Origin of the sequence: Bartonella sp. AC329YNZD, assembly GCF_042196685.1 — a bacterium.
Taxonomy (GTDB): domain Bacteria; phylum Pseudomonadota; class Alphaproteobacteria; order Rhizobiales; family Rhizobiaceae; genus Bartonella.
Genome location: NZ_JBHIQS010000003.1, coordinates 174120 through 195529, shown reverse-complemented (window position 1 = coordinate 195529; position 21410 = coordinate 174120). Strand labels below are relative to the sequence as shown.

The following is a 21410-nucleotide window of genomic DNA, read 5'->3' as shown; positions in this document are numbered from 1 at the left end:
TGTCCAGAATAAAAACTCTCATGCATTGTATTCCAAGATATTTGTGAGTTCAAAAAATGAAACGAAAAATAACTTTTGTTATGGTCCTAACAATCGCTCTTACTGGTTGCACCTCTTTGAGTGGCCCCAAAAAACCACCACGCTGTAATGGCAAACATACACGTGCTTTAAATAAAGATAAGTGGAATTGGGACAATAAAAACGTTGTCCATCCAGGAAAAAGCGTAAAGCCTGTTACCACTCCCATCATTCTCAATACTTTGGAAAGTGAAAAAGCAACAGCCAATTCAGCTTTATTAAAGCCAATTATTCATGAAGCACAATCTGATAAAACTGTGGAGGTTACGCGTGAAAAGTGATGCCCTTGAAGAATATATAAAAGAAGCGCGTTCATTTGACATTGACCGCATGCATAGCATGCGTGTGCGAATGAAAATTTCCATGGCTTTAACAGTACTTTTGGGATTGATGACGATTGCGCTAGCTTTAGCTGTCGCCGCTTTGACGCCTTTGAAAACAGTAGAGCCTTTTGTTATCCGCGTTGATAACTCAACAGGCATTATTGATACTGTAAGTGCCCTCAAAGAATCCCCTAACGACTATGATGAAGCGATAACGCGTTATTTTGCTAGCCAATATGTTCGTGCCCGTGAAGGTTTTCAAGCATCAGAAGCAGAAAATAATTTTCGCTTAGTTTCTCTTTTATCTTCTCCCAAAGAACAAAACCGTTTTGCAAAATGGTACGCGGGCAATAATCCAGAAAGTCCGCAAAATATTTATCAGAACATGATTGCTACCGTCACAATCAAATCAATCTCTTTTATAAGCAAAAATCTTATCCAAGTTCGTTACTATAAAACGATCAGAGACTTGAATGAAAAAGAAAATATTTCCCATTGGATTTCAATCTTAAATTTTTCCTACGTAAACGCACACATTTCAACGTCTGATCGTCTTATCAACCCCCTTGGTTTTCAAGTATCGGAATATAGATCTGATCCAGAGGTGATAAAATGATCAGACTTTTACAAACAATCTCTTTAATTTTTACGATCACTCTCAGCTTTCACACAGTCCTCTCATTTGCGGAAACAGCGCCTATTAGCGCACGTAAAGATAACCGCATCAGATTTGTCAATTATGACCCCTACAATGTCGTACAAATTATTGGCTCCATTCGCTCTTCGGTTCAACTAGAATTTGCCGTTGATGAAGAAGTGACCTATGTAGGAATTGGAAATTCGGTTGCTTGGCAAGTTGCACCGGCTGGACACTTTGTTTTTCTCAAACCACGTGAAGTCCAACCTGTAACCAATTTACAAATTGTCACAAGCCGCCAAGATGGAACACAACGCTCTTATCAATTTGAGCTACAAGTCCGTGAAGGCGATGTTTCAGCCGGCAATGAGACGTATTTTTTGGTAAAGTTTCGTTATCCAGAAGATGAAGCCTTACGTAAGAAATTAGCCGAAGCAGAAAAAGAAAAACAACGTGAAGAAAACTTTGTCAATGATATTTTAAATATCCATGAAGATTTTGGACCACGCAATTGGGCTTATGAAGCCCAAGGCTCTCCCCTCATTGAACCTGCTTCTGTCTATGATAATGGGAAAACAACAACCTTTATCTTTTTAGGCAACATTGAAATCCCTGCCATTTACATTGTATCGCCTGATGGGCAAGAGGCCCTTATTCCCAAATCGATTAAAGGCAACAAGGTTATTGTCCATGCAACATCTGCACAATTCACACTACGGCGTGGGAACGAAGTATTGTGCATTTTTAATAAAAGGTTCGTACCAGAAGGAATTAACCCTGAAACGGGTACGACATCACCATCTGTACAACGTAAAGTGAACATAGGAAGCAGCCATGAATAACACCGTGGATGAAAAAAACATTAATGATCGCGATACAATAAAAAATGCTCAGGGAAAAAGCCAACAGAGCAATGTAGGGAAAGCAGTCGCTCTTGTTATTCTTTTTAGTGTCTGTCTTTATTTAGCCTATTCAACACTTGTCACAGAAAAAAAACAACCGGTTGAATCTTCAAAAGAAGAAAAATTTATCAAACAAACAGAACTTTTCCACCCTGCAAAGCCGACCCCTCCCCCCCTTGAACAATCTCAACGAAAGAACGCTCTGTTGCCACAAATCGAGCTACCAACACCAACCATCAATCAATCAAATTCTAATGATCCACTGTTGGAAGCAGCGCAACGTGCTCCTGTATTAGCTTATGCGCATACACAACAAAGCAAAATAGATTCACAAACAAATAATGGCGCTTTGCCTCACCAACTTGAAAACAAACCTGATGAAACGACACAACGTTTTAATCATCTTCTCAAACCCACAGTGCTTGAAGGTATTCGCGCTTCAACCCTTGGCAATCGAAACTACATCATCACGATGGGAACTTCTATCCCTTGTATCTTAGAAACAGCCATCAACAGTGATCAACAAGGTTTTGCCAGTTGTATCGTCTCCAGAGATATCTTATCAGACAATGGTCGTGTTGTTCTTCTTGATAAAGGCACCCAAATTGTTGGTGAATATCGCGCTGGCTTGAAAAAAGGCCAAACACGTCTCTTTGTGCTATGGAATAGAGCAAAAACCCCTAATGGTATCATTATATCCTTAGCTTCACCTGCAACAGATGCTTTAGGGCGTTCTGGTATGGATGGAGACATTGATAATCATTGGTTGGAGCGGATTGGATCTGCACTTCTTGTATCACTAATAAAAGATGCAACACACTATGCCAATAAACGTTTATCAAAAAAACAAGAGAAAGAAGAAACTGAAACACTCTCTTCAGGACAACATATTGCAAATATTGTCGTAGAAAATTACGCCAATATTCCTCCAACATTATCCAAAAACCAAGGAGAAATGGTGAATATTTTTGTTGCCCGCGATTTAGATTTTTCCAGTGTTTATAAATTGAAAGTCATCGAAAACAAAAAACAGATTATCCATCGAGCTGTTTCAAAAAACTTTTACAAAAATTCTACGATACCTTTAAAATGAACCACAACTTACATACCATGAATAATGAAACTGTCGCGATTGTTCTCACAAAACTTGAACCCATCAGTGCTTTTTTGAAAGATGATAGTCTTTTTGAAATTGTTATCAATCGTCCCTATCAAGTAATGACTGAAGGATTTGATGGCTGGAAAACAATAGAAGTACCAACTCTCTCTTTTAATGAGCTTATGGGTATTGCGAAAGTTGTCGCGTCCTATTCCAAGCAAAACATATCGGACAAAAACCCAATATTATCTGCCACTCTACCAGGCAATGAACGCATTCAGATTGTCATTCCGCCAGCTGTCGAAAAAGACACGATTAGTATGACAATTCGTAAACCATCATCGCAGAGTTTTTCTCTCGAAGAACTCGCAAATAAAGGACTCTTCTCGCTCTGTGAGCAGGTATCTTTCACGCCATTGAATAATTATCTTTCTCGTTTTAATGAACTCAAAATCATCGAGCATAACTTAGCCAATGCCTACTGTAATAAAGACTTTGTCTCCTTTTTAAATCAAGCTGTAAAATGCCAGAAAAATATTTTAATTGCGGGAAAAACCGGTTCAGGTAAAACAACATTATCAAAAGCATTAATCGCCAAAATTCCTCAAGAAGAACGTATTATCACCATTGAAGACACACAAGAATTGCTGATACCGCATCCTAATCATGTCTCGATGCTCTATTCAAAAGATGGACAAGGCTTAGCCTCCGTTGGTCCCAAAGAATTGCTTGAATCATCTTTACGGATGCGTCCTGACCGTATTCTTTTGCAAGAACTTCGAGATGGTACAGCCTTTTATTATATCCGCAATGTCAATTCAGGCCATCCAGGTTCCATTACGACGGTTCATGCATCAACGGCCCTTGCTGCCTTTGAGCAAATGACCCTTTTGGTCAAAGAAAGTGATGGAGGGGGTGATTTAGAGCGTGATGATATTCGAGGACTGTTGATTTCAATGATTGATATCATCATCCAATGCAAACGGGTTGAAGGAAAGTTTAAGGTCACAGAAATTTATTATGACCCCTTCAAACAACGAAACATCTTTGGAGGTGACTAAAAGAAAATCACACCGGCTGCCGAAGAATCTTTTAAAGCAATAATTGGCCATAAAAGGAAAAATGCATGAAAACCCAAACAATAAAAATTAGAGAAAATCTTTTATCAATAACAATGGAAGATTTAAAAAAACGCCGTGAAGCCGTTGACGCAACCATCAGCACCCATGCAATAGAGGATGTAAAGCTTCACTCCAAAACGCTAAAAATTCTAGAAGGATATGCAAAGGGGACATTTCACTCGAGAATTTAACACTCGTATGGACAACGTAAAATTATAAGGAAGCTGCGATGCCAAAAGCAAAGACAAAAAATATACAGACAGTTTCTCCCCATCATTATGTCTACCCAAACACCACAACACTCAAAAATAAATATGGAATAAAAGACTTAAAATCCTTTCTGGATAAATGCTCACAGGATACAGCAGAAGCGATGGTTAATCTGCGTGAATCCCCCGTACCAGAAAAGTTTGATAGCTCCTATCTATGCTCTATACATCACCACTTATTTAAAAATACCTTTGAATGGGCTGGATATCTGCGCCATCTCCCCTTTACATTTGAAGATGGTACCATAGCCGCCATGCCCGAAATGAAAAGAACAGGATGGGAAAATCCTTTTGCACTCGGCGATGAAATCCAAGACGGTTTACAAAAATTAGATCAAACGCTTGCCGAAAAAGATAATTTGCAAGGCTTAACGCGTGAGAAATTTAACGCTGAAGCAATAAGCTTATTTAACGCCCTTAACCAACTTCATCCTTTTAGAGAAGGCAATGGACGTACACAACGGGTCTTTTTTGAAAATCTCGCCAAAGCCGCAGGGCATCAGCTTGACTTTTCACTTGTTACAAAAGAACGCATGATGCTCGCCAGTGTTGCTGTAGCAGAAAATGGGAACCTAGAGCCAATGCAGCATCTGTTTGAAGATATCTCTAATCCCAATAAAATACTTCTTTTAAAGGAATTCATGAGTAACATGAAAGAACTTGGGCGCAATGTTAATAATCGTCCTGTTATGGTTGCAAAAGAAGGTGAAACCTACACAGGCATCTATAGGGGTGCTGGTTATGATAGCTTTGCTTTCAATGTGAAAGGTGCTTACATCATCGGCAATAAAGAACAGCTCACGCCAGAACAACTCAAAACATTAAAACCCGGTGACAAATTTACCTTTACAGTCCCAAAAACAAAAGAGCTTGAAAGTATTCTCATTCCAGAAGAGAGATTAGCCCCTTTGACAGAAAATGAAAAAGCCGAAATGATTGCTGAAGATTCTTGCGTCCACACAAGCTTAAAACAAATCCAGAAATTGTCAAAAATTGTTTATGGTAACGAAAAAATATTAGACAAACAGATGGTAGAGATCATCAAAAATCCAAGCTTAGGCCAGCAGCTCGCCAACCAGATTGAAAGAGCACCATACTCTATTTCTCATCTTGCCGGTTTCAGTTTATGTGGACTACAAAATCAGGCACGCGCAAACGCTAAAAATCATCTTGAGATGCTCTGTACTGCCGTTGCAAATTTTGCCCATGCAGTGAGACATGCTGGGAAGGAAATTACGCAAGAACATGCAACAGAACAGAAGCGCCGTGCAACCACAGTAGAAATGCCAAGTCAAAGCTTGCAAGACCTCTTCACCTTGCCAAAAGAATTACAGCAAGAAGCTTTAGCAAAAAATCCTTCACTGCAAAAAGAGCTTACCGACTTTGTAAAAAACATCAATACCCGTCTCTCACAAAATGAACATAAAGCAGTCAAAAATAATGAGTATGAAACATTGGCTCAAAGTATTGGTGTATCAGAAAGTAAAGCTAGGCAAATTACAGAAATTATTAAGCAAACCAAAGAAGTACATCAACGAGCACAAATATGCACAATGCATCGTTCCCAAGCATTTGCTATGGCCTGCTAAGAATAGATAAAACCTTCCTCCTTAATGAGAAAGGCTCATAAGCAAAAACTGTCTGGCGTTATCTGCACCTTTGCAAAAAGAGATGAGAGTTCATATCACACACCTGGAAAAGAGCATTTCGCAACATATTCTGACAGAATTGAAAGTAAAATACAATGAAATATACCAAAACACAAATGGTACTCATTTTAACACCGATCGCTTTAGGTGCTTTAACAATATTCCTTGTCCCTCACTTTTTGTTGTTTATAACAAATGGACTAAAGAGCGATCAAATTTATTGGACTCTTCGTTCAGAACCTTTATTAGTCCTAGCACTAACGGCTACTGTTTCATTGTTTTATAGTCTCTCGCAAAAACTGCACCTGCGTAGAATAATCACTTTTGTCTCCATTGTCTTTTTTGGAATGACTTCTCTTTACTATATTGGTGGTGAAATAAAACGCTTAAGTCCCTATGTTGGACAACAAGGAATAACGTGGAGCTACGCTCTTCAATTTATGGATCCCATGGTTGTCTTTGGCATCATCATTGGTGTTTTTTTGTCCCTCATTCAATTCATAACAACCTCTCCACCTAAAAATAAGGTCAAGCGTGCAAAAAAAGGTGTTTTTGGTGAAGCATCATGGATGAATTTAAGAGAGGCAGCAAAAATCTTTCCTGCCAATGGGCAAATTGTTGTGGGTGAAAGATACCGCGTTGATCAAGATAATGTGTGCAAAGTTCCCTTTGCACCTGGCAATAAAACAACATGGGGAAAGGGTGGAACAGCCCCTTTGCTGACCTTTAATCTTGATTTTGGTTCAACCCATATGATCTTTTTTGCTGGTTCTGGTGGCTATAAAACCACAAGTACAGTAGTTCCCACGTGTTTAACCTATCCAGGGTCTATTATTTGTCTTGATCCTTCAACAGAAGTTGCCCCAATGGTCAAATTTGCGCGTCAAAAAATGGGAAATAGAAATGTTATTGTTCTCGATCCCAATTCATTGTTAACAAAAAATTTTAATGTTATCGACTGGCTTTTAGATGATAGCGTACCACGCACACAACGTGAAGCAAATATTGTTAGCTTTTCCAAATTGCTTCTCACAGATAAAAAATCAGACAATTCTTCAGCGGAATATTTCTCAACACAAGCCCATAATCTTTTAACCGCTCTTCTTGCCCATGTCATATTTTCTGACGAATATGAAGACAGCGAGCGCAATTTAAAAACTTTGCGTGGAATTCTCTCTCAATCAGAGACAGCTGTTGTTAATCAATTGCGCATGATTCAAGAAACAACACCTTCTCCTTTTATTCGTGAAATGGTGGGTATTTTTACAGAAATGGCAGAGCAAACCTTTTCAGGAGTCTATACAACCGCCTCAAAAGACACCCAATGGCTTTCTTTATCCAATTATGCAGATCTTGTCTGCGGAGATGATTTTTTTTCCTCAGATATTGCCAATGGCAATACAGATGTTTTTCTCAATCTCCCCGCAAGCATTTTAAACAGTTATCCAGCTATTGGACGTGTGATTATTGGCGCCTTTCTCAATGCCATGGTTACAGCAGACGGTAACTATAAAAAGCGTGTTTTATTCGTCTTAGATGAAGTTGATCTTCTAGGCTATATGAATATTTTAGAAGAAGCCCGCGATCGTGGACGTAAATACGGCACATCCTTGATGCTCTTTTATCAATCCACGGGTCAGTTGGTCAATCACTTTGGCGAAGCAGGAGCACGTTCATGGTTTGAAAGCTGCTCCTTTGTCAGTTATGCGGCCATTAAAGACCTTCAAACAGCTAAAGACATTTCAGAACGCTGTGGTCAAATGACCGTTGAAGTCACCGGAACGAGCAAATCAAGAGGTTTATCTTTAGGAAAAAGTTCTTACAACATCAATTACCAACAAAGAGCTCTCATTTTACCCCACGAGATTATTCAAGAAATGCGTCAAGATGAACAAATTATTCTTATGCAAGGACAACCCCCTTTGCGATGTGGTCGCGCCATCTATTTCAGAAGAAAAGAAATGTTAGCCGCAGCTGCAAAAAACCGTTTTGCCCCAAAAGCACAGAAAAACTAAAAAACACCCTCCAATGGAGGTCATGCATCAAAACAAAAACATCAAAGGATAAAAACAGAGATTCTATCTCATAAAAGCCTATAAAGAAGGAATTCCCGCTTGATACAACAAGAAAAATATAGGGAAAAGTCTTTGAATGATGGTATTATGCCTGTGCTTACCAATGCCAATTTTCTTTATAAAGCACTCTCCTCATCTCCAAATAATAAATACCAATCATATCTATGCCTTGAGAATCCTATCAAGAAACTTTTGAAGGCACCGCTTTTATAGGAAAATTTTTCTACAAAAAAATTAAAAGACAATATGCATGAAAACAACCCAAATGAACTATTCTCTCTCAGTAAAAGAAAAAAGTGCCAAGATAAAGATTGATACACTCAAAAACACCTACGAATTTGAGGGATTTTTTCCTCACCCAAGTCTCAACATCTCAAAACAATATGCGTGGGGGATTTTCAAACAAAAAGTTTAACACACTCTCATAGACAATGTAACATTATAAGGAATGTAACAATGCCAAAAGCAAAAGAAAAAACAAAAGGAATTCCCTCACCCCATAATTATATCTATCTTGGTACCCAAATTCTCAAAAATAGATATGGAGAAACAGATTTAAAACGCTTTCTGGAAAAATGCTCACATGATAGGCAAAAAGCCATGATCAATCTGCGTGCAGAACCCCTGCCAGAATATTTTAATTCAACTTATCTATGCCATATCCACCAACAATTGTTTAAAAATACCTTTGTATGGGCTGGACATCTGCGTCATATCCCCTTCGCATTTACAGACGATAGCATTGCCGCCATGCCAGAAATGAAAAGAATGGAATGGGGCAATAATTTTGCAACTGGTGAAGAAATCCCTGAACTCTTACAAAAATTAGATCAAACGCTTGCCGAAAAAAACAATTTGCAAGGCTTAACACGCGAAGAATTTGTCAAGGAAGCAACGAGTCTATTTTATTCTCTTCACAAAATCCACCCATTCATAGATGGCAATGAGCACACAGAACAAGTCTTTTTTGAAAATCTTGCCAAAGCTGCAGGACATCAGCTTGACTTTTCGCTTGTCACACAAAAACGTATGATGGCTGCCTGTAGCGAAGCAATGCAATATAGCAATACACAACTGTTGAAAGATCTTTTTGAGGATATCTCCAATCCCCCCAAAATACGTCTTTTAAAAGAATTTATGGACCACATAAACAATACGGGACGCAACGTGGATGATCGCCTTGTTATGGCAACAAAGGCAGGAGAAACCTATATAGGAACTTATAAAGGTTGTTATTCAGAAAGTTTTATACTCGATATGCAAGGAACTTACATCATTGGTAGCAAAGATGATCTCACACCAGAACGATTAAAAACATTAAAACCTGGTGATATCATTACCTTTACCGCCCCCAACAGCAAAGAGCTTGAAAACACGCTTATTCCAAAAGAAACATTAGCGCCTCTCACAAAAAGTGAATGTGCCAAAACAGTTGCGCTAGATAGTTACGTTCTCAAAGCTCAAAAGCAAGTCCGAGCTTACGCAAAAACTGTTTATGGTGACGCAAACGTATTAAACGAACAGATAGAAGAGATTATTAAAAATCCAGAATTAGGCAGACAGTTTGCTAATCAGATTAAACAGGCACCGCACTCTGTTTCTCCTCTTGCAGGTTTTAGTATATGCGGTCTACAAAATCCGACACGTGTACACGCTCGAAATTATCTTGATGTGCTCTCTCTTGCAATTGAGAATTATGTGTATACTGTAGAAGCTACCTATAATATAGTCACTCGAGACCATAAAATTAAACAAGAACGCCTTGGAAAAGCGGTAGAGAATCCCAGTCAAAACTTGCAAAATATTTTTGCTTTATCACCGGAAAAACAAAGAGAAATCTTGTCTCAATCTCCTCAATTATACCAAGAGCTCCGTACTTTTATAAACAGTTTAGAACATCGTCTCTCATCAAACGAATGTAGTGCGATCACAAACAAAGATTATGAAACACTTGCACAAAGTATTGGTATATCAGAACAGAAAGCACGAGAAATTACCGACATTGTTCAAAAAGCAAGGAACACTCATAGCCAATTCTACACACGCACACAAAATCGTTCAAATACACTTGCTATGGCCAACTAAAAAATATGAAACTTTGTTTTTTTGATTTAAACACCTATGTGGAAGAGATATTTTAATATTCTTATCATACATGCAAAAAACAGACTACTTAAGCGCCCTACCACCAATTTTGCACATAGCATATACACCATATCCAAAGCAATTGGACAGGATAATTGTTAATTCCTTTTAAACGTCATGATTACTAATGACGAAAGCTACAAAAGCCTATTTTATTTGTCTTAGATGGAGTCGATTTTCGTGGTTATATGAATATTTTAAAAAGAGCACTCATTTTACCCCACGAGATTATTCAAGAAATGCGTCAAGATGAACAAATTATTCTGATGCAAGGCTCCCCTTCGCGATGTGGTTGCGCCATCTATTTCAGAAGAAAAGAAATGTTAGCCGCTGCTGCAAAAAACCGTTTTGCCCCACAAAAGAAAAACTAACCTCCATGATGAGATATTGATGAAAAATAACAAAAAAAGGTATACATCCCTGTTTTTTTTAAAGCCTGTGAACGAAAAAACTCCGTCCACATATAAGAAAAACAGGGTCAAAAAATCCATGATTTTTTCTTTTGTATTTTGTGCATCATTTACCAGCAACCATGATTTTTAAGAAGTCTCTATAAAAAACGTTCATACACCCAACCAATAGCGACACCAATATCCCCCAAAAAGGAACACATTCCTACAAAGGATTTTCATATATAATTTAGAAAATACATTGATTCATAATGATAATTTATATTTTTATGTTGAATGAGAGACCAAATAGCGTAAGATTTTCTCATTTCAAATCTGCTCCACGTTAACTCAATCACAACCCTATTACTTCGCATGTCACAAGCGGGCCCCCAAGTGAAGTGGAACTGTACAAGAAAGGCATGCCTTTTCATAAATCGCCTCAATGTCCAAGGGGTGGTCCGCAATATTTTAGCGCTGGCATAAAGTGTGTGATGGTACCAGATTCTTTATGAAGCGTAAAAATGGGAGCGCTCAATAGATTTTATACGCTTTATGAGGGCTTTACCCCATCGCCAAATGAGTGTGTTAAAAGATGTATCTTTAAAATAATCCTGTAAAGATGCAACACAATGGTGTTCTTATTTTACGTAAAAAACGTGCCTCCATTAAAGAATATAATAAACAAAAGATTTGCCTTTGAAACAAGAAACTCTCAAAATACCCACACGATAAACACTGGTTCCCCCCAAAAAAACATCCAAGATATACACTAAAATGAATAAAACATTCTTAGACAAAGTTTTTCCCCTTTACGATATCATCATGTGTTCTATTTTAACAGCCAAGTGCTGAAAAACACCTTTTTTCCTAGCCAAAAAAAGTTTTCCCCCTCTTATGGATCTTAAAGCAGCGCGATACAATTAAGAGCAACAACACAAAGTAAAAAACATTTTGTTGCAAACATACGCAAACAAGATGTCCACATACACCAATAAGAAAAACATAATGGAGAAAAATTCTTGATAACTGCTTTTATCTATAGACTTCCTAACCTAAACACTATGTATGAAAAGTCCCCAAGTCATCCAATAATCAAGAGCAATATTCTCCGTCACATCCACGCCCTTCATCAAAGTGCTCTTGCAAACAACTTTGCTAAAGGCAAAACAGCGAAAATATTAAGCAACATTTTTCTTTTCGACCTCTTTCCCTCCACCTCAAAGGATAAAGATTTCACCCAAAATCGATTTATAAAAAATCCATCTTTTGCTCCCTCTTAGATTTCATATCACCGTCTTAAATATCGATATTTTACAGTACAACAGAATAATAAATAAAAGGAAACATTATAGAAGCTAAAATAAATGAAAAAAGAATAGGCATGAAAACAATCGCAATAGAACATTATGTATCTCTCAAACCACAAGCCTCTCAAAAGAGTTGATACAACTATCCGCACACTTGAGGGAAAAGTGTTCCCTCTCATAACACCCAAAATCTCAAAAGAATATGCGAAGGGGAATTTTTCACATACAGCGTTTAAGACGCTTATCAACCACGACCTTACCTACTTAGGAGAGATTACATGTTAGAGCAAAATTATCTATATAAAGGAACAAAAACACTCAAAAATAAATATGGCATCAAAGACCCTAAAAAACTGTATGAACGCAGTACCCATGACATCGCTAAAGAAGCCGTCAATTTTCGTCACGAACCGCTCCCACAAAAATTTGATTTCACTTATTTAAAATTAATCCATTGGAGCCTCTTCCACAAAACTTTTGAATGGGCGGGCCACACCCGCGATACATTTTTTACATTTGAAGATGGCACCACTGCCCATATGCCGGCAATGCGTCCCAAAGGTTGTGAAGCTCCTTTTGCTATCGGTCCACAGATAAAAAAAGAACTCACACAACTCGAAAAAACACTTAATGAGAAGAACAATTTAAAAGGTTTATCGCGCCAAGAATTTGCTGAAAATGCCGCTGAAGTTTTTATGGCGCTCGAGCACGCGCATCCTTTCAGAAAAGGCAATGGGCGCGTCAATAGAATGTTTATGGAAAAACTTGGACAAGCAGCAGGACATACCATTGACTTTTCTTTCATCACAAAGAAACGCATGACAACAGCTTGTATTGAAGCTATGCAATATGGCAATTCCCAACCGATGAAAGATCTTTTTGAAGATATCACCCATCCACAAAAAGCCATTGTTTTAAAAGAATTTATCTCCCAGATGAGAGAAACTGGACTGGATGAAATTAACAATCGTGTTGTTGTTGCAGCAAAGGAAGGGATTCCCTATGAAGGCGTCTTTAGAGGTTTTTCAGCAGAAGGTTTTGTCATGGAAATAGAAGGTGCTTTCGTCGTCGGACACAAAGATGATCTTCCCCCAGAACTCGTTAAAACATTACAAAACGGTGCCAACCTTTGCTTTCAAAAAACCAATGTTCAAAATGTAAAAGAAACATTGATTCCAAAAGAAACATTAACATCTCTCACACATGAAGAGTTATTCACAAAGATTTCAAATGACGCTTATGTTGAAGCATGCCGAAAAGAAATCAAAAATTTATCAAAGCTCGTTTATGGTAAAGCACAAGCCTTAAATACAAAAATGGATATCTTAACGGCTGATCCAAGCTTAGGAAATCAGTTTGCTGATGAAATTTTACAAAACCCTCAATCAATTTCTAAACTTGCAGGAAGAAAAATACTTGACATAAAAAGCCCGAATCGCAGACAAGCTGAACAGGTTGTTCCACAACTCAGCCAATCACTTAGAAATTATGCCACAATAACACAACAAACAAAAGATGCAATTCTAGAACAACACCAAAGAGAACAAAAACGCTTGAGCCACACTGTCGAAAAACCTGGAAAAAATTTACAAAACCTTTTTGCCTTACCAGAAGAACAACAAAGGGGAGCTTTATTGCATTCTCGTTCACTGCGACAAGAACTCCATCACTTTTCGCGCCAACTACACAATCGTCTATCCTCAGAAGATCGTAAAGCTATACAAGAAAAAGACCATACCAGACTCGCGTGCCTCCTTGGGACATCGGAAAGAAAAGCAAAAGAAATTACGAATACTGTAAAGAACACCCAAGAAGCACAATGTCAAGCCCGCAGTTTGAAAGTTAGTCGTTCCTCATCGCTTGCTCTTACTGGATAAAAACGCATGAACTTTTGCCTTCCAAAAGAACTCTTTAAGCTAATCATTTTATCTCCATTGCGTCTACCAATTGTTTTAGAATATTATAAAAAATAGTCCTAAAAATAGATCCGATAATTTACTATAACTTATTGATAAAATTTCATAAAAAAACTGTATAAAAAACATAAATGTCCATTACATATAAACATGAATAGCGCGAAATCTTTGGAGATCATTAAATTTGATATCTTACTTGTGTCTTGAAGTTATCAAAAAGTGGGAAATGCGCCAAAGAGGCTTTCTAAAAATATTGAAAGGAAACAGCCATGAAAAAAAGTCACCCACAACCAGCTCCCCAGAACCCAGCTCCCCAGAAACGAGAAGCTCTTTACGCAAATCTCAGTAGAAGCGGAAATGGTTCACAAGGGCCCTTACAACAAGAAGCATCTCCTTACGACAAACCGAGAGGGAAAACAAATGAGCAAAAAAATTCCCCCTACAATACACAAAGAGAAAGTGCATATGAGACGCCCTCTTCTCCACAACCACTAGGAACTATCTATGCTCCCCAATACCCATTAGGAGCTAGCCGTGCAACGGTTGGTAGGGGCTCGCGTGAGCCTTCTCCAGAAAACCCCTCAAATCCCTATGCAGTCGTTAATCTAGCGTCGGGTGAAACAGAGTTCCAAGAACGAATAAACCCCCTCTACAGCTCACCGAGCGGAAGCTCTCAGGATGTGCGATTTCCCCAAGAACCAGAACATCTCTATGCAGAGCCTGATTTTAGCGAAAATAGTGGACGCTCTCCCCATAAACCTCTAGAATCTGTCTATGCAAAACTTGGCATAGAGGCTGAAGGCGGGCAAGAACCTCAAAAACCAGAACATCTCTATGCAGAACCTGATTTTAGCGAAAATAGTGGACGCTCTCCCCATAAACCTCTAGAATCTGTCTATGCAAAACTTGGCATAGAGGCTGAAGGCGGGCAAGAACCTCAAAAACCAGAACATCTCTATGCAGAACCTGATTTTAGCGAAAATAGTGGACGCTCTCCCCATAAACCTCTAGAATCTGTCTATGCAAAACTTGGTATGGGCGCTGAAGGCGGGCAAGAACCTCAAAAACCAGAACATCTCTATGCAGAACCTGATTTTAGCGAAAATGGTGGGCGCTCTCCCCATAAAACTCTAGAATCTGTCTATGCAAAACTTGGCATGGAGACTGAAGGCGGGCAAGAATCCCAACAACGAGAAAATCCCATCTACCAAGGCGTTGGAAGAGCAGCAACACCTCCTCCAAGAACCTCAAAAGAGGTGATTACAACAAAGCTTTTACAAAGCAGAGAATTTCAATATGGTGTAAGAGAAACCCAAGAATGGTGCGCTGTTGTTTATGGTAACCCACATGCTTTGAATGAACCACTTGCTCAGATTCTTGAAGATCCCCTAAATGCAGAAAAAGTCTTATGGAACCTTTTAGAAAATCCTGAAAGCCCTGCTAAACTCGCTGGTCGGCAAGTGCTTGGCGTAAAAAGCCCCGATCGCAGAGCAGCTGAAGATGGTTTTTCTCCCCTTTGCTCAGCTCTTGAAAGGCATATTGGTAACGCACAAAAGCTCCATAAACAGTTTACACGTGAACATGAAAGAGGTCAAAGACAAGAAAGTCCAGAAAGAGAGGCAAGACACAGACGTCATCACCATCATCGTCGTCACACAAGAGAACAAAACCATGAAAGTCCAGAGCACAGCCCTCAACGACCAAAACATGGAGAAAAAGGATTTTCTTATGCCATGTAAGGAGGCATAGGCATAAAAAACAGATAGTTTTTGTTTTTCATGTAATCTCTTTTTCATAGAGTCTCTTGGTGCAAGTCATTTTATTGTGGTTGCGCCAAGAGTTGTTTTAGAATGTTACATAAAATATGTCCTAAAAATGGATTCTGTAATTTATTATAACTTATTGATTAAGATTTCATAAAAAAACTGTATAAAAGACATAAATGTTCATTACATATCGATATGAATAGCACGAAATCTTTGGAGGTCATTTGTTGGATATCTTGTTATCAAAACTAAAAATGGGGAATGTACCAAAGAGGTTTTCTAAAAATATTGAAAGGAAACAGCCATGAAAAAAAGTCACCCACATTCAGAAACCCAGAGAACAGAGCCCCTCTATGCACAAGTTAATAAACCAACCAGAGGAAACCAGCGCAGACCAACCCCAGAAGAGGACGTTCTATACGCAACAGTTGGCAGTGTTACCCCTTCTTCAAGAGATAAACATCAAAGGAAAGAAGATCCTGAAACTGACTATACAACGGTTGCTTCTCCAAAACACGAAGCTGATGTTCTATACGCATCAGTTAGCAGCGTTACCCCTTCTTCAAGAGGTAAACATCAAAGGAAAGAAGATCCTGAAACTGACTATACAACGGTTGCTTCTCCAAAACACGAAGCTGATGTTCTATACGCATCAGTTAGCAGCGTTACCCCTTCTTCAAGAGGTAAACATCAAAGGAAAGAAGATCCTGAAACTGACTATACAACGGTTGCTCCACAACAAAGAGGAAGATCTTCATCTTCCCTCACAACTGAGCAAATAGCTGTCATGCTTTTAAAAAATCCACACGTTCAAGCACGTGTAGAAGAGGTTATGCATTGGGGTCAGATCGTTTATGGCAATAACAACCTTTTCCAGGAACACTTGCAAGGAATACTTACAGATCCCAGTAAAGGAAAAGATCTTTCAAATCGACTTGCTGAAAATCCTGAATCTATACATAAGCTCGCTGGCCATTCTGCACTTGGCCTAAAAAGTCAGGCACGCAAAGCAGCTGAAGACGGTTTTGGGCCGCTCATTGACGCCATTGATAGTTATACAAAGACTGTACAAGATGCAACAACAAGACTATTGCAAACCCCTATGGCGGAACAAAGACGCCAGCAAGAAAATTCTCAGAAAACTGAAAGGGGCCATCATCATCGTCATCACGAAAGAGAACAAAACCGGGAGAGTCCAGAGCACAGCCCTCAACGACAAAGACATGGAGAAAAAGGATTTTCTTATGCCATGTAAGGAGGCATAGGCATAAAAACAGATAGTTTTTGTTTTTCATGTAATCTTTTTTCATAGAATTTCTTGGCGCAAATCGTTTCGTTGCGATTGCGCCAAAAATTGTTTTAGAATGTTACAAAAAATGATCCTAAAATAGTCCTAAAAATGGACTCTGTAATTTACGATAACTTATTGATAAAATTTCATAAAAAAACTGTATAAAAGACATAAATCTCCATTAGGCTGGTTGTGAATAGCGCAGATCTTTGGAGCTCATTCAGCTCAATATTTTCTTTTATCTCAAAGCGATCCAAGCATAAAAGGCAAGAATGCTCCAAAGAAGTTTTCTAAAACAATTCTTGAAAGGAAACATGCATGAAAAAAAACCATCCTCATCCTTTTCTATCCTCTTCAATACAAGAACTTATAAAGCTTTATGAACAAGCGGCGGCAGAAGTCTCTGGTCCAGCCCCCCTCTCTAAAGAAGCTCCTTCAAAAAGCAAAAGGCTGTCAACGATACTGGAAAAAGATGAGGAAAGACAATCTCTTTTAAGAGAAGAAACTGTTACGGAAGAAATTGCACAGGCATCCGTTAGAATGACACATTCAACAACATCTCTCACAAGAAGTGGCTCGACCAAAAGACCGCAAGAAGCTGAAACGACATACGCAACAGTTCCTCCACAAGTTGCTTCACAAAAGGCAACTATAATCCTCTCAGAAGAAGAAATCACTAAATTTCTTCCACACAATTCATTGGTTCGAGCATATCAAGAAGAAATCCAACGTTTATCCGCAAATGCCTACGGCAACCCAAACATTTTGCAAGAAAAAATGCAGGAAATTCAAAAAAATACCGCTGCAGGAGAGGAGCTCTCATGGCGCATGGCAGCCCATCCTGAAAGTATCGCTAAACTTTCCGGTACCAGCATGTTGGGCTTCAAAAATCGAACGCGTAGACAAGCGGAAGAGAGTTATTCCGCCCTATGTGTCACCATTGATTGTTATACAGAAGCTGTAAAACAGGCAAGAGAGAGCCTCGTACAATCTCCAGAGAAAGAACTCAAAAACTATGAAGGCTTTATGGGGAAGGAAGCCGTCGCTGAACTTCTAAAAAAACCGGATCGTTTCCAAAGAGAAGAAGAAAGCCTTTCAGAAGTAGAAATTTCTACCCAAATTCACCAACATGCAAACGTCAAAAGATACCATGCCCAAATCCAATATTGGTGTAAAGTTGTTTTTGGGAACGAAAACACTTTACAATCACATGTGGAAACGCTTTTCCAAAACCCTAAAACAATAGAACAGCTGGCACAGCAACTTGCCGAAAATCCTCAGTCTTTTAACAAATACACTGGTCACAACTTTTGTGGTTTTAAAAATCAAGCACGCAGACATGCTGAAGCGGGGCTTTCTCATCTCATTGACGCCACTGACAATTATGCAACAGCTGTAACACAAGTAAGAGAGAGCCTTTCAAAAATTCAGAAGACAAAACAAGAACGCCATGAAACATCTGAGAGAGCGCAAAACTTGCATCAACAACAAAGCGCCTTACAGTCTACTCAACGCCCTGAGCCTTCAACAGTAACGCATGAAGGAACAACACCCTCTACGCAACAAAGAGAAACAGATTTTCGTCCTCGCAAAACTGCCGCCCCAAAAGCGATGGCTTTTGCCAGCTAAACAGACATACATTTTCACGTTGAATCGAACGTCTTGGCGCAGCCATGGGAGGGGTTATTTGCGCCAAGAGAGAGAAAGTTAAAACAAAACTCATTCTCTCACCACTTAATCTAAGCTATTGATAAAACAGTATTTAGAGAGTGATTATGATCTGCACTAAGAGAGTCAAATCTTGTGAAACTGCTCAGTTTTATATCCTCTCTTATAAAAGATAAGTGAAAAAGCATAAAACAGAATAAACACCAACGTGTATTTTTAAATAGTATTTAAAAACAATATTGGAAAAATTTGAAAGGAAAATGCATGAAAAAAAGAAATCCCTCCCCTTTTATCGCCGAAATGATGGAAAAATTTCAACAACAGGATGAACAATTTCCCACCAGAACGCCCCCTCCCCAAGTTTCTCAAAGTGTACCAAAACCACCTGTACAAAAACGCCCAGAGAATTTGTCACATTCCCCAAAGGTTGCACCACCACCTCCCCCACGTATGAGAGACAAAACGCTAACCGACGCAAAAGTCCAAAAGCCTGAAACTCAAAAAAATCCCTCCCTACAGACAAAAATGCCTCCGCCTAAACCCCCACGTATGAGAGATAAAACGCTAGCCGATGCAAAAGTCCAAAAGCCTGAAACTCAAAAAAATCCCTCCCTACAGACAGAAATGCCTCCGCCTAAACCCCCACGTATGAGAGATAAAACGCTAGCCGATGCAAAAGTCCAAAAGCCTGAAACTCAAAAAAATCCCTCCCTACAGACAGAAATGCCTCCGCCTAAACCCCCACGTATGAGAGACAAAACGCTAACCGACGCAAAAGTCCAAAAGCCTGAAACTCAAAAAAATCCCTCCCTACAGACAGAAATGGCTCCGCCTCCCCCCCCACGTATGAGAAACAAAACGCCAACTGATGCAAAAATCCAAAAGCCTGAAACTCAAGAAAGCCCCTCCACGCACATAAAAACGGCTCCACAAAGACCCCCGCGTGCAAAAGATAGAGAACAAAACAAACAAACTGCTCAAGAATCCCCCTCTCTACAGACAAAAATGGCTCCGCCCCTTCCCCCACGCATGAGAGCCAAAGTGCAAACCAGCACACAAATCCAAAAACCAGAAACCCTCGTCCCAAGTGTTAGACCCAAAACACCATCACATATGAAAGTCAGGCAGCAAAGCAGTTCATCATCACAAGACAGTGGAGCATATGCCGTCCCGCCTTCAAGAAAACCGCACCGAATAGGAGACAAACAAAAAAGCGATGCGGTTATCCAAAAACCTGCCTCTCCACATATAGCAATAGAACAACCAAAACCGTCTCACGAACCAAAAACATCCATTAATTCAATGGAACGAGAGCTATTGCTCGTAGCATATCAAGAAGAAATACAATTTTTGTGCGAAAAGGTTTATGGCGACCGACTTATTTTAAATGAAAGAATAGAAGCAATCAAAGAAAACCCCGATATGGGAGAACAGCTCTTATGGGATGTTACAGAACGGCCTAAGTCTATTTCTAAGCTTGCTGGTAGAAAAGTTCTTGGCATAAAAAATCATGCGCGCAAACAAGCTGAAGAAACTCTTCCTACCCTATGTGCTGCTATTAACGGTTATGTGTATACTTCAAAATATACAAAAAGTGAAAATATTTTTCAAGATCCTCACACGGAACAACAACATCAGCGACAAGCACAGGAGGAAGAGCTAACAAATCAACATTTACAAAATCCGCTCAATTCAGAAAAGAAAATAAAACCTCTCTCAAATCAGGAAATTGCTCGCAGAGTTCAACAAGATCCATCGGTTCAATATGGTCAAAGAGAGATCCAATATTGGTGCAAAGTTGTTTATAATGATCCATTTATTTTGCAATATAGAATGGAAGATATGCACAAAATTCCAGAGATGGGAGAAGAAATCGTATTTCAAATTGAAAAGGATTCTACATCTTTTGCTCCGCTTGCTGGTAAGCAAGTCCTTGGCATAAAAAATGGAGTACGCAAAGCTGCTGAAGAAAATCTTCCTACTCTTTGTACCGCCATTAAGGATTATGCTGATACGATAAAACAGTTAAGAGACACCATCGTGCAAAACCATCAGGCAGAACAACAAAAACGTCATCAACCGCTTAACGATCTCGATAAAAAATTGCAACAGCAGCAAAGCCTATCGCAGTCCCCGAAGCTACCTGAGCGCTCAACAATAAAGCAATATCAAGAAGTTGCAGAAACTTCTAGACAAGAAAATCAACCGCATGTTCGACCACGCAAAGCCGAAACATCAAAAGCAATGGCTTTGTCGTGACAGTCTAATCATCGTTGACTTTTCATACAAAACTTTGGTGCAATTATCTTGCCAAAATTGCACCAAAGACGGTGTATGAAATACAGAAAACTTTGAATAAGGCACCCCATTATTTTACAGAATTCATTGATAAAATTTCACAATAATACTTCATAAAAATTACAAACTTTAACTTTGTTCCATGATTAACTTGGTTCCATGCGAATAAGGTCAATTTTTTCAATCATTCAAATAGGCACTCTTCTTTGAAGAAAATGCTATGAAAATAATAAAAGGCAAAAAACGTAAAAAAGAAGATTTTAAAAAAATAATGTTACCATTTGAAAGGAAATATGCATGAAAGAAAACACAGAACCTTGTGCCTCCTCTACACCGGAAGAATTGCAAGAACAACACTCTGCAATTAATGCAGCCATTTCAAAGCAAATCAATGAAGAAGCGCAAAATTTTTCTACCCCAATAGCAAAGTGCTTAAAAATAAATACCGCATCAAAAATAACGAAATATTAAAAG

14 protein-coding genes and 2 pseudogenes are annotated in these 21410 nt (G+C 38.9%); all 16 read left to right on the top strand.

Translation table 11 applies throughout. From position 1 onward, the window contains the following. The first annotated feature begins 56 nt into the window (after positions 1-56). The 16 genes and pseudogenes from ACFIMW_RS03125 (at position 57) to ACFIMW_RS03050 (ending at position 21407) form a co-directional block, all read left to right on the top strand. Positions 57-359, top strand: coding sequence for a type IV secretion system protein VirB7 (locus ACFIMW_RS03125; RefSeq protein WP_375608091.1), 303 nt, complete (start codon positions 57-59; stop codon positions 357-359). Further along, the gene (locus ACFIMW_RS03120; RefSeq protein WP_375608090.1) at positions 313-1017 is read left to right on the top strand and encodes a virB8 family protein; all 705 of its coding nucleotides are present in this window, start codon (positions 313-315) and stop codon (positions 1015-1017) included. The genes ACFIMW_RS03125 and ACFIMW_RS03120 overlap by 47 nt, the downstream gene beginning before the upstream one ends. After that, a complete protein-coding gene (virB9, locus tag ACFIMW_RS03115; RefSeq protein WP_375608089.1) occupies positions 1014-1880 on the top strand; it encodes a P-type conjugative transfer protein VirB9 in 867 nt (288 codons plus the stop codon). Before ACFIMW_RS03120 ends, virB9 begins: the two co-directional genes overlap by 4 nt. Next, positions 1873-3033 carry a type IV secretion system protein VirB10 gene (virB10, locus tag ACFIMW_RS03110; protein ID WP_375608088.1) on the top strand — a complete coding sequence of 387 codons (1161 nt, stop codon included), beginning with the start codon at positions 1873-1875 and terminating at the stop codon, positions 3031-3033. Before virB9 ends, virB10 begins: the two co-directional genes overlap by 8 nt. Beyond that, the gene (gene virB11 / locus ACFIMW_RS03105) at positions 3030-4100 is read left to right on the top strand and encodes a P-type DNA transfer ATPase VirB11 (RefSeq protein WP_375608087.1); all 1071 of its coding nucleotides are present in this window, start codon (positions 3030-3032) and stop codon (positions 4098-4100) included. The genes virB10 and virB11 overlap by 4 nt, the downstream gene beginning before the upstream one ends. A gap of 65 nt (positions 4101-4165) precedes the next feature. Then, positions 4166-4379, top strand: a pseudogene (locus ACFIMW_RS03100) (antitoxin VbhA family protein). A gap of 10 nt (positions 4380-4389) precedes the next feature. Continuing rightward, positions 4390-6018 (top strand): BID domain-containing T4SS effector, encoded by a 1629-nt coding sequence (locus ACFIMW_RS03095; protein ID WP_375608086.1) that lies wholly within the window; start codon positions 4390-4392, stop codon positions 6016-6018. Positions 6019-6173: 155 nt separating this feature from the next. Next, positions 6174-8093, top strand: a complete 1920-nt coding sequence (gene traG / locus ACFIMW_RS03090) for a Ti-type conjugative transfer system protein TraG (protein WP_375608085.1) — start codon at positions 6174-6176, stop codon at positions 8091-8093. A 516-nt stretch (positions 8094-8609) separates the two neighbouring features. Further along, a complete protein-coding gene (locus tag ACFIMW_RS03085; RefSeq protein ID WP_375608084.1) occupies positions 8610-10238 on the top strand; it encodes a BID domain-containing T4SS effector in 1629 nt (542 codons plus the stop codon). A 248-nt stretch (positions 10239-10486) separates the two neighbouring features. Beyond that, positions 10487-10669: pseudogene (locus ACFIMW_RS03080) on the top strand (type IV secretory system conjugative DNA transfer family protein); the annotation flags it as partial. A gap of 1606 nt (positions 10670-12275) precedes the next feature. Continuing rightward, a complete protein-coding gene (locus ACFIMW_RS03075; RefSeq protein WP_375608083.1) occupies positions 12276-13874 on the top strand; it encodes a BID domain-containing T4SS effector in 1599 nt (532 codons plus the stop codon). A gap of 308 nt (positions 13875-14182) precedes the next feature. Continuing rightward, the gene (locus tag ACFIMW_RS03070) at positions 14183-15652 is read left to right on the top strand and encodes a BID domain-containing T4SS effector (protein WP_375614068.1); all 1470 of its coding nucleotides are present in this window, start codon (positions 14183-14185) and stop codon (positions 15650-15652) included. Positions 15653-15983: 331 nt separating this feature from the next. Next, complete coding sequence (locus tag ACFIMW_RS03065; protein WP_375608081.1) at positions 15984-16934, top strand: BID domain-containing T4SS effector; 951 nt, start codon at positions 15984-15986, stop codon at positions 16932-16934. A gap of 354 nt (positions 16935-17288) precedes the next feature. Further along, positions 17289-18599 carry a BID domain-containing T4SS effector gene (locus ACFIMW_RS03060; protein WP_375608080.1) on the top strand — a complete coding sequence of 437 codons (1311 nt, stop codon included), beginning with the start codon at positions 17289-17291 and terminating at the stop codon, positions 18597-18599. A 303-nt stretch (positions 18600-18902) separates the two neighbouring features. After that, a complete protein-coding gene (locus tag ACFIMW_RS03055; RefSeq protein ID WP_375608079.1) occupies positions 18903-20897 on the top strand; it encodes a BID domain-containing T4SS effector in 1995 nt (664 codons plus the stop codon). A gap of 336 nt (positions 20898-21233) precedes the next feature. Then, on the top strand, positions 21234-21407 hold the full coding sequence (locus tag ACFIMW_RS03050; protein ID WP_375608078.1) for a hypothetical protein: 174 nt from the start codon (positions 21234-21236) through the stop codon (positions 21405-21407). The last annotated feature ends 3 nt before the right edge of the window (positions 21408-21410 follow it).

What these genes read in the sequence shown, in the direction of transcription:
- ACFIMW_RS03125 (WP_375608091.1), top strand. Translation starts at nt 57, where the DNA reads ATGAAACGAAAAATAACTTTTGTTATGGTCCTAACAATCGCTCTTACT.
- ACFIMW_RS03120 (WP_375608090.1), top strand. Translation starts at nt 313, where the DNA reads ATGAAGCACAATCTGATAAAACTGTGGAGGTTACGCGTGAAAAGTGAT.
- virB9 (WP_375608089.1), top strand. Translation starts at nt 1,014, where the DNA reads ATGATCAGACTTTTACAAACAATCTCTTTAATTTTTACGATCACTCTC.
- virB10 (WP_375608088.1), top strand. Translation starts at nt 1,873, where the DNA reads ATGAATAACACCGTGGATGAAAAAAACATTAATGATCGCGATACAATA.
- virB11 (WP_375608087.1), top strand. Translation starts at nt 3,030, where the DNA reads ATGAACCACAACTTACATACCATGAATAATGAAACTGTCGCGATTGTT.
- ACFIMW_RS03095 (WP_375608086.1), top strand. Translation starts at nt 4,390, where the DNA reads ATGCCAAAAGCAAAGACAAAAAATATACAGACAGTTTCTCCCCATCAT.
- traG (WP_375608085.1), top strand. Translation starts at nt 6,174, where the DNA reads ATGAAATATACCAAAACACAAATGGTACTCATTTTAACACCGATCGCT.
- ACFIMW_RS03085 (WP_375608084.1), top strand. Translation starts at nt 8,610, where the DNA reads ATGCCAAAAGCAAAAGAAAAAACAAAAGGAATTCCCTCACCCCATAAT.
- ACFIMW_RS03075 (WP_375608083.1), top strand. Translation starts at nt 12,276, where the DNA reads ATGTTAGAGCAAAATTATCTATATAAAGGAACAAAAACACTCAAAAAT.
- ACFIMW_RS03070 (WP_375614068.1), top strand. Translation starts at nt 14,183, where the DNA reads ATGAAAAAAAGTCACCCACAACCAGCTCCCCAGAACCCAGCTCCCCAG.
- ACFIMW_RS03065 (WP_375608081.1), top strand. Translation starts at nt 15,984, where the DNA reads ATGAAAAAAAGTCACCCACATTCAGAAACCCAGAGAACAGAGCCCCTC.
- ACFIMW_RS03060 (WP_375608080.1), top strand. Translation starts at nt 17,289, where the DNA reads ATGAAAAAAAACCATCCTCATCCTTTTCTATCCTCTTCAATACAAGAA.
- ACFIMW_RS03055 (WP_375608079.1), top strand. Translation starts at nt 18,903, where the DNA reads ATGAAAAAAAGAAATCCCTCCCCTTTTATCGCCGAAATGATGGAAAAA.
- ACFIMW_RS03050 (WP_375608078.1), top strand. Translation starts at nt 21,234, where the DNA reads ATGAAAGAAAACACAGAACCTTGTGCCTCCTCTACACCGGAAGAATTG.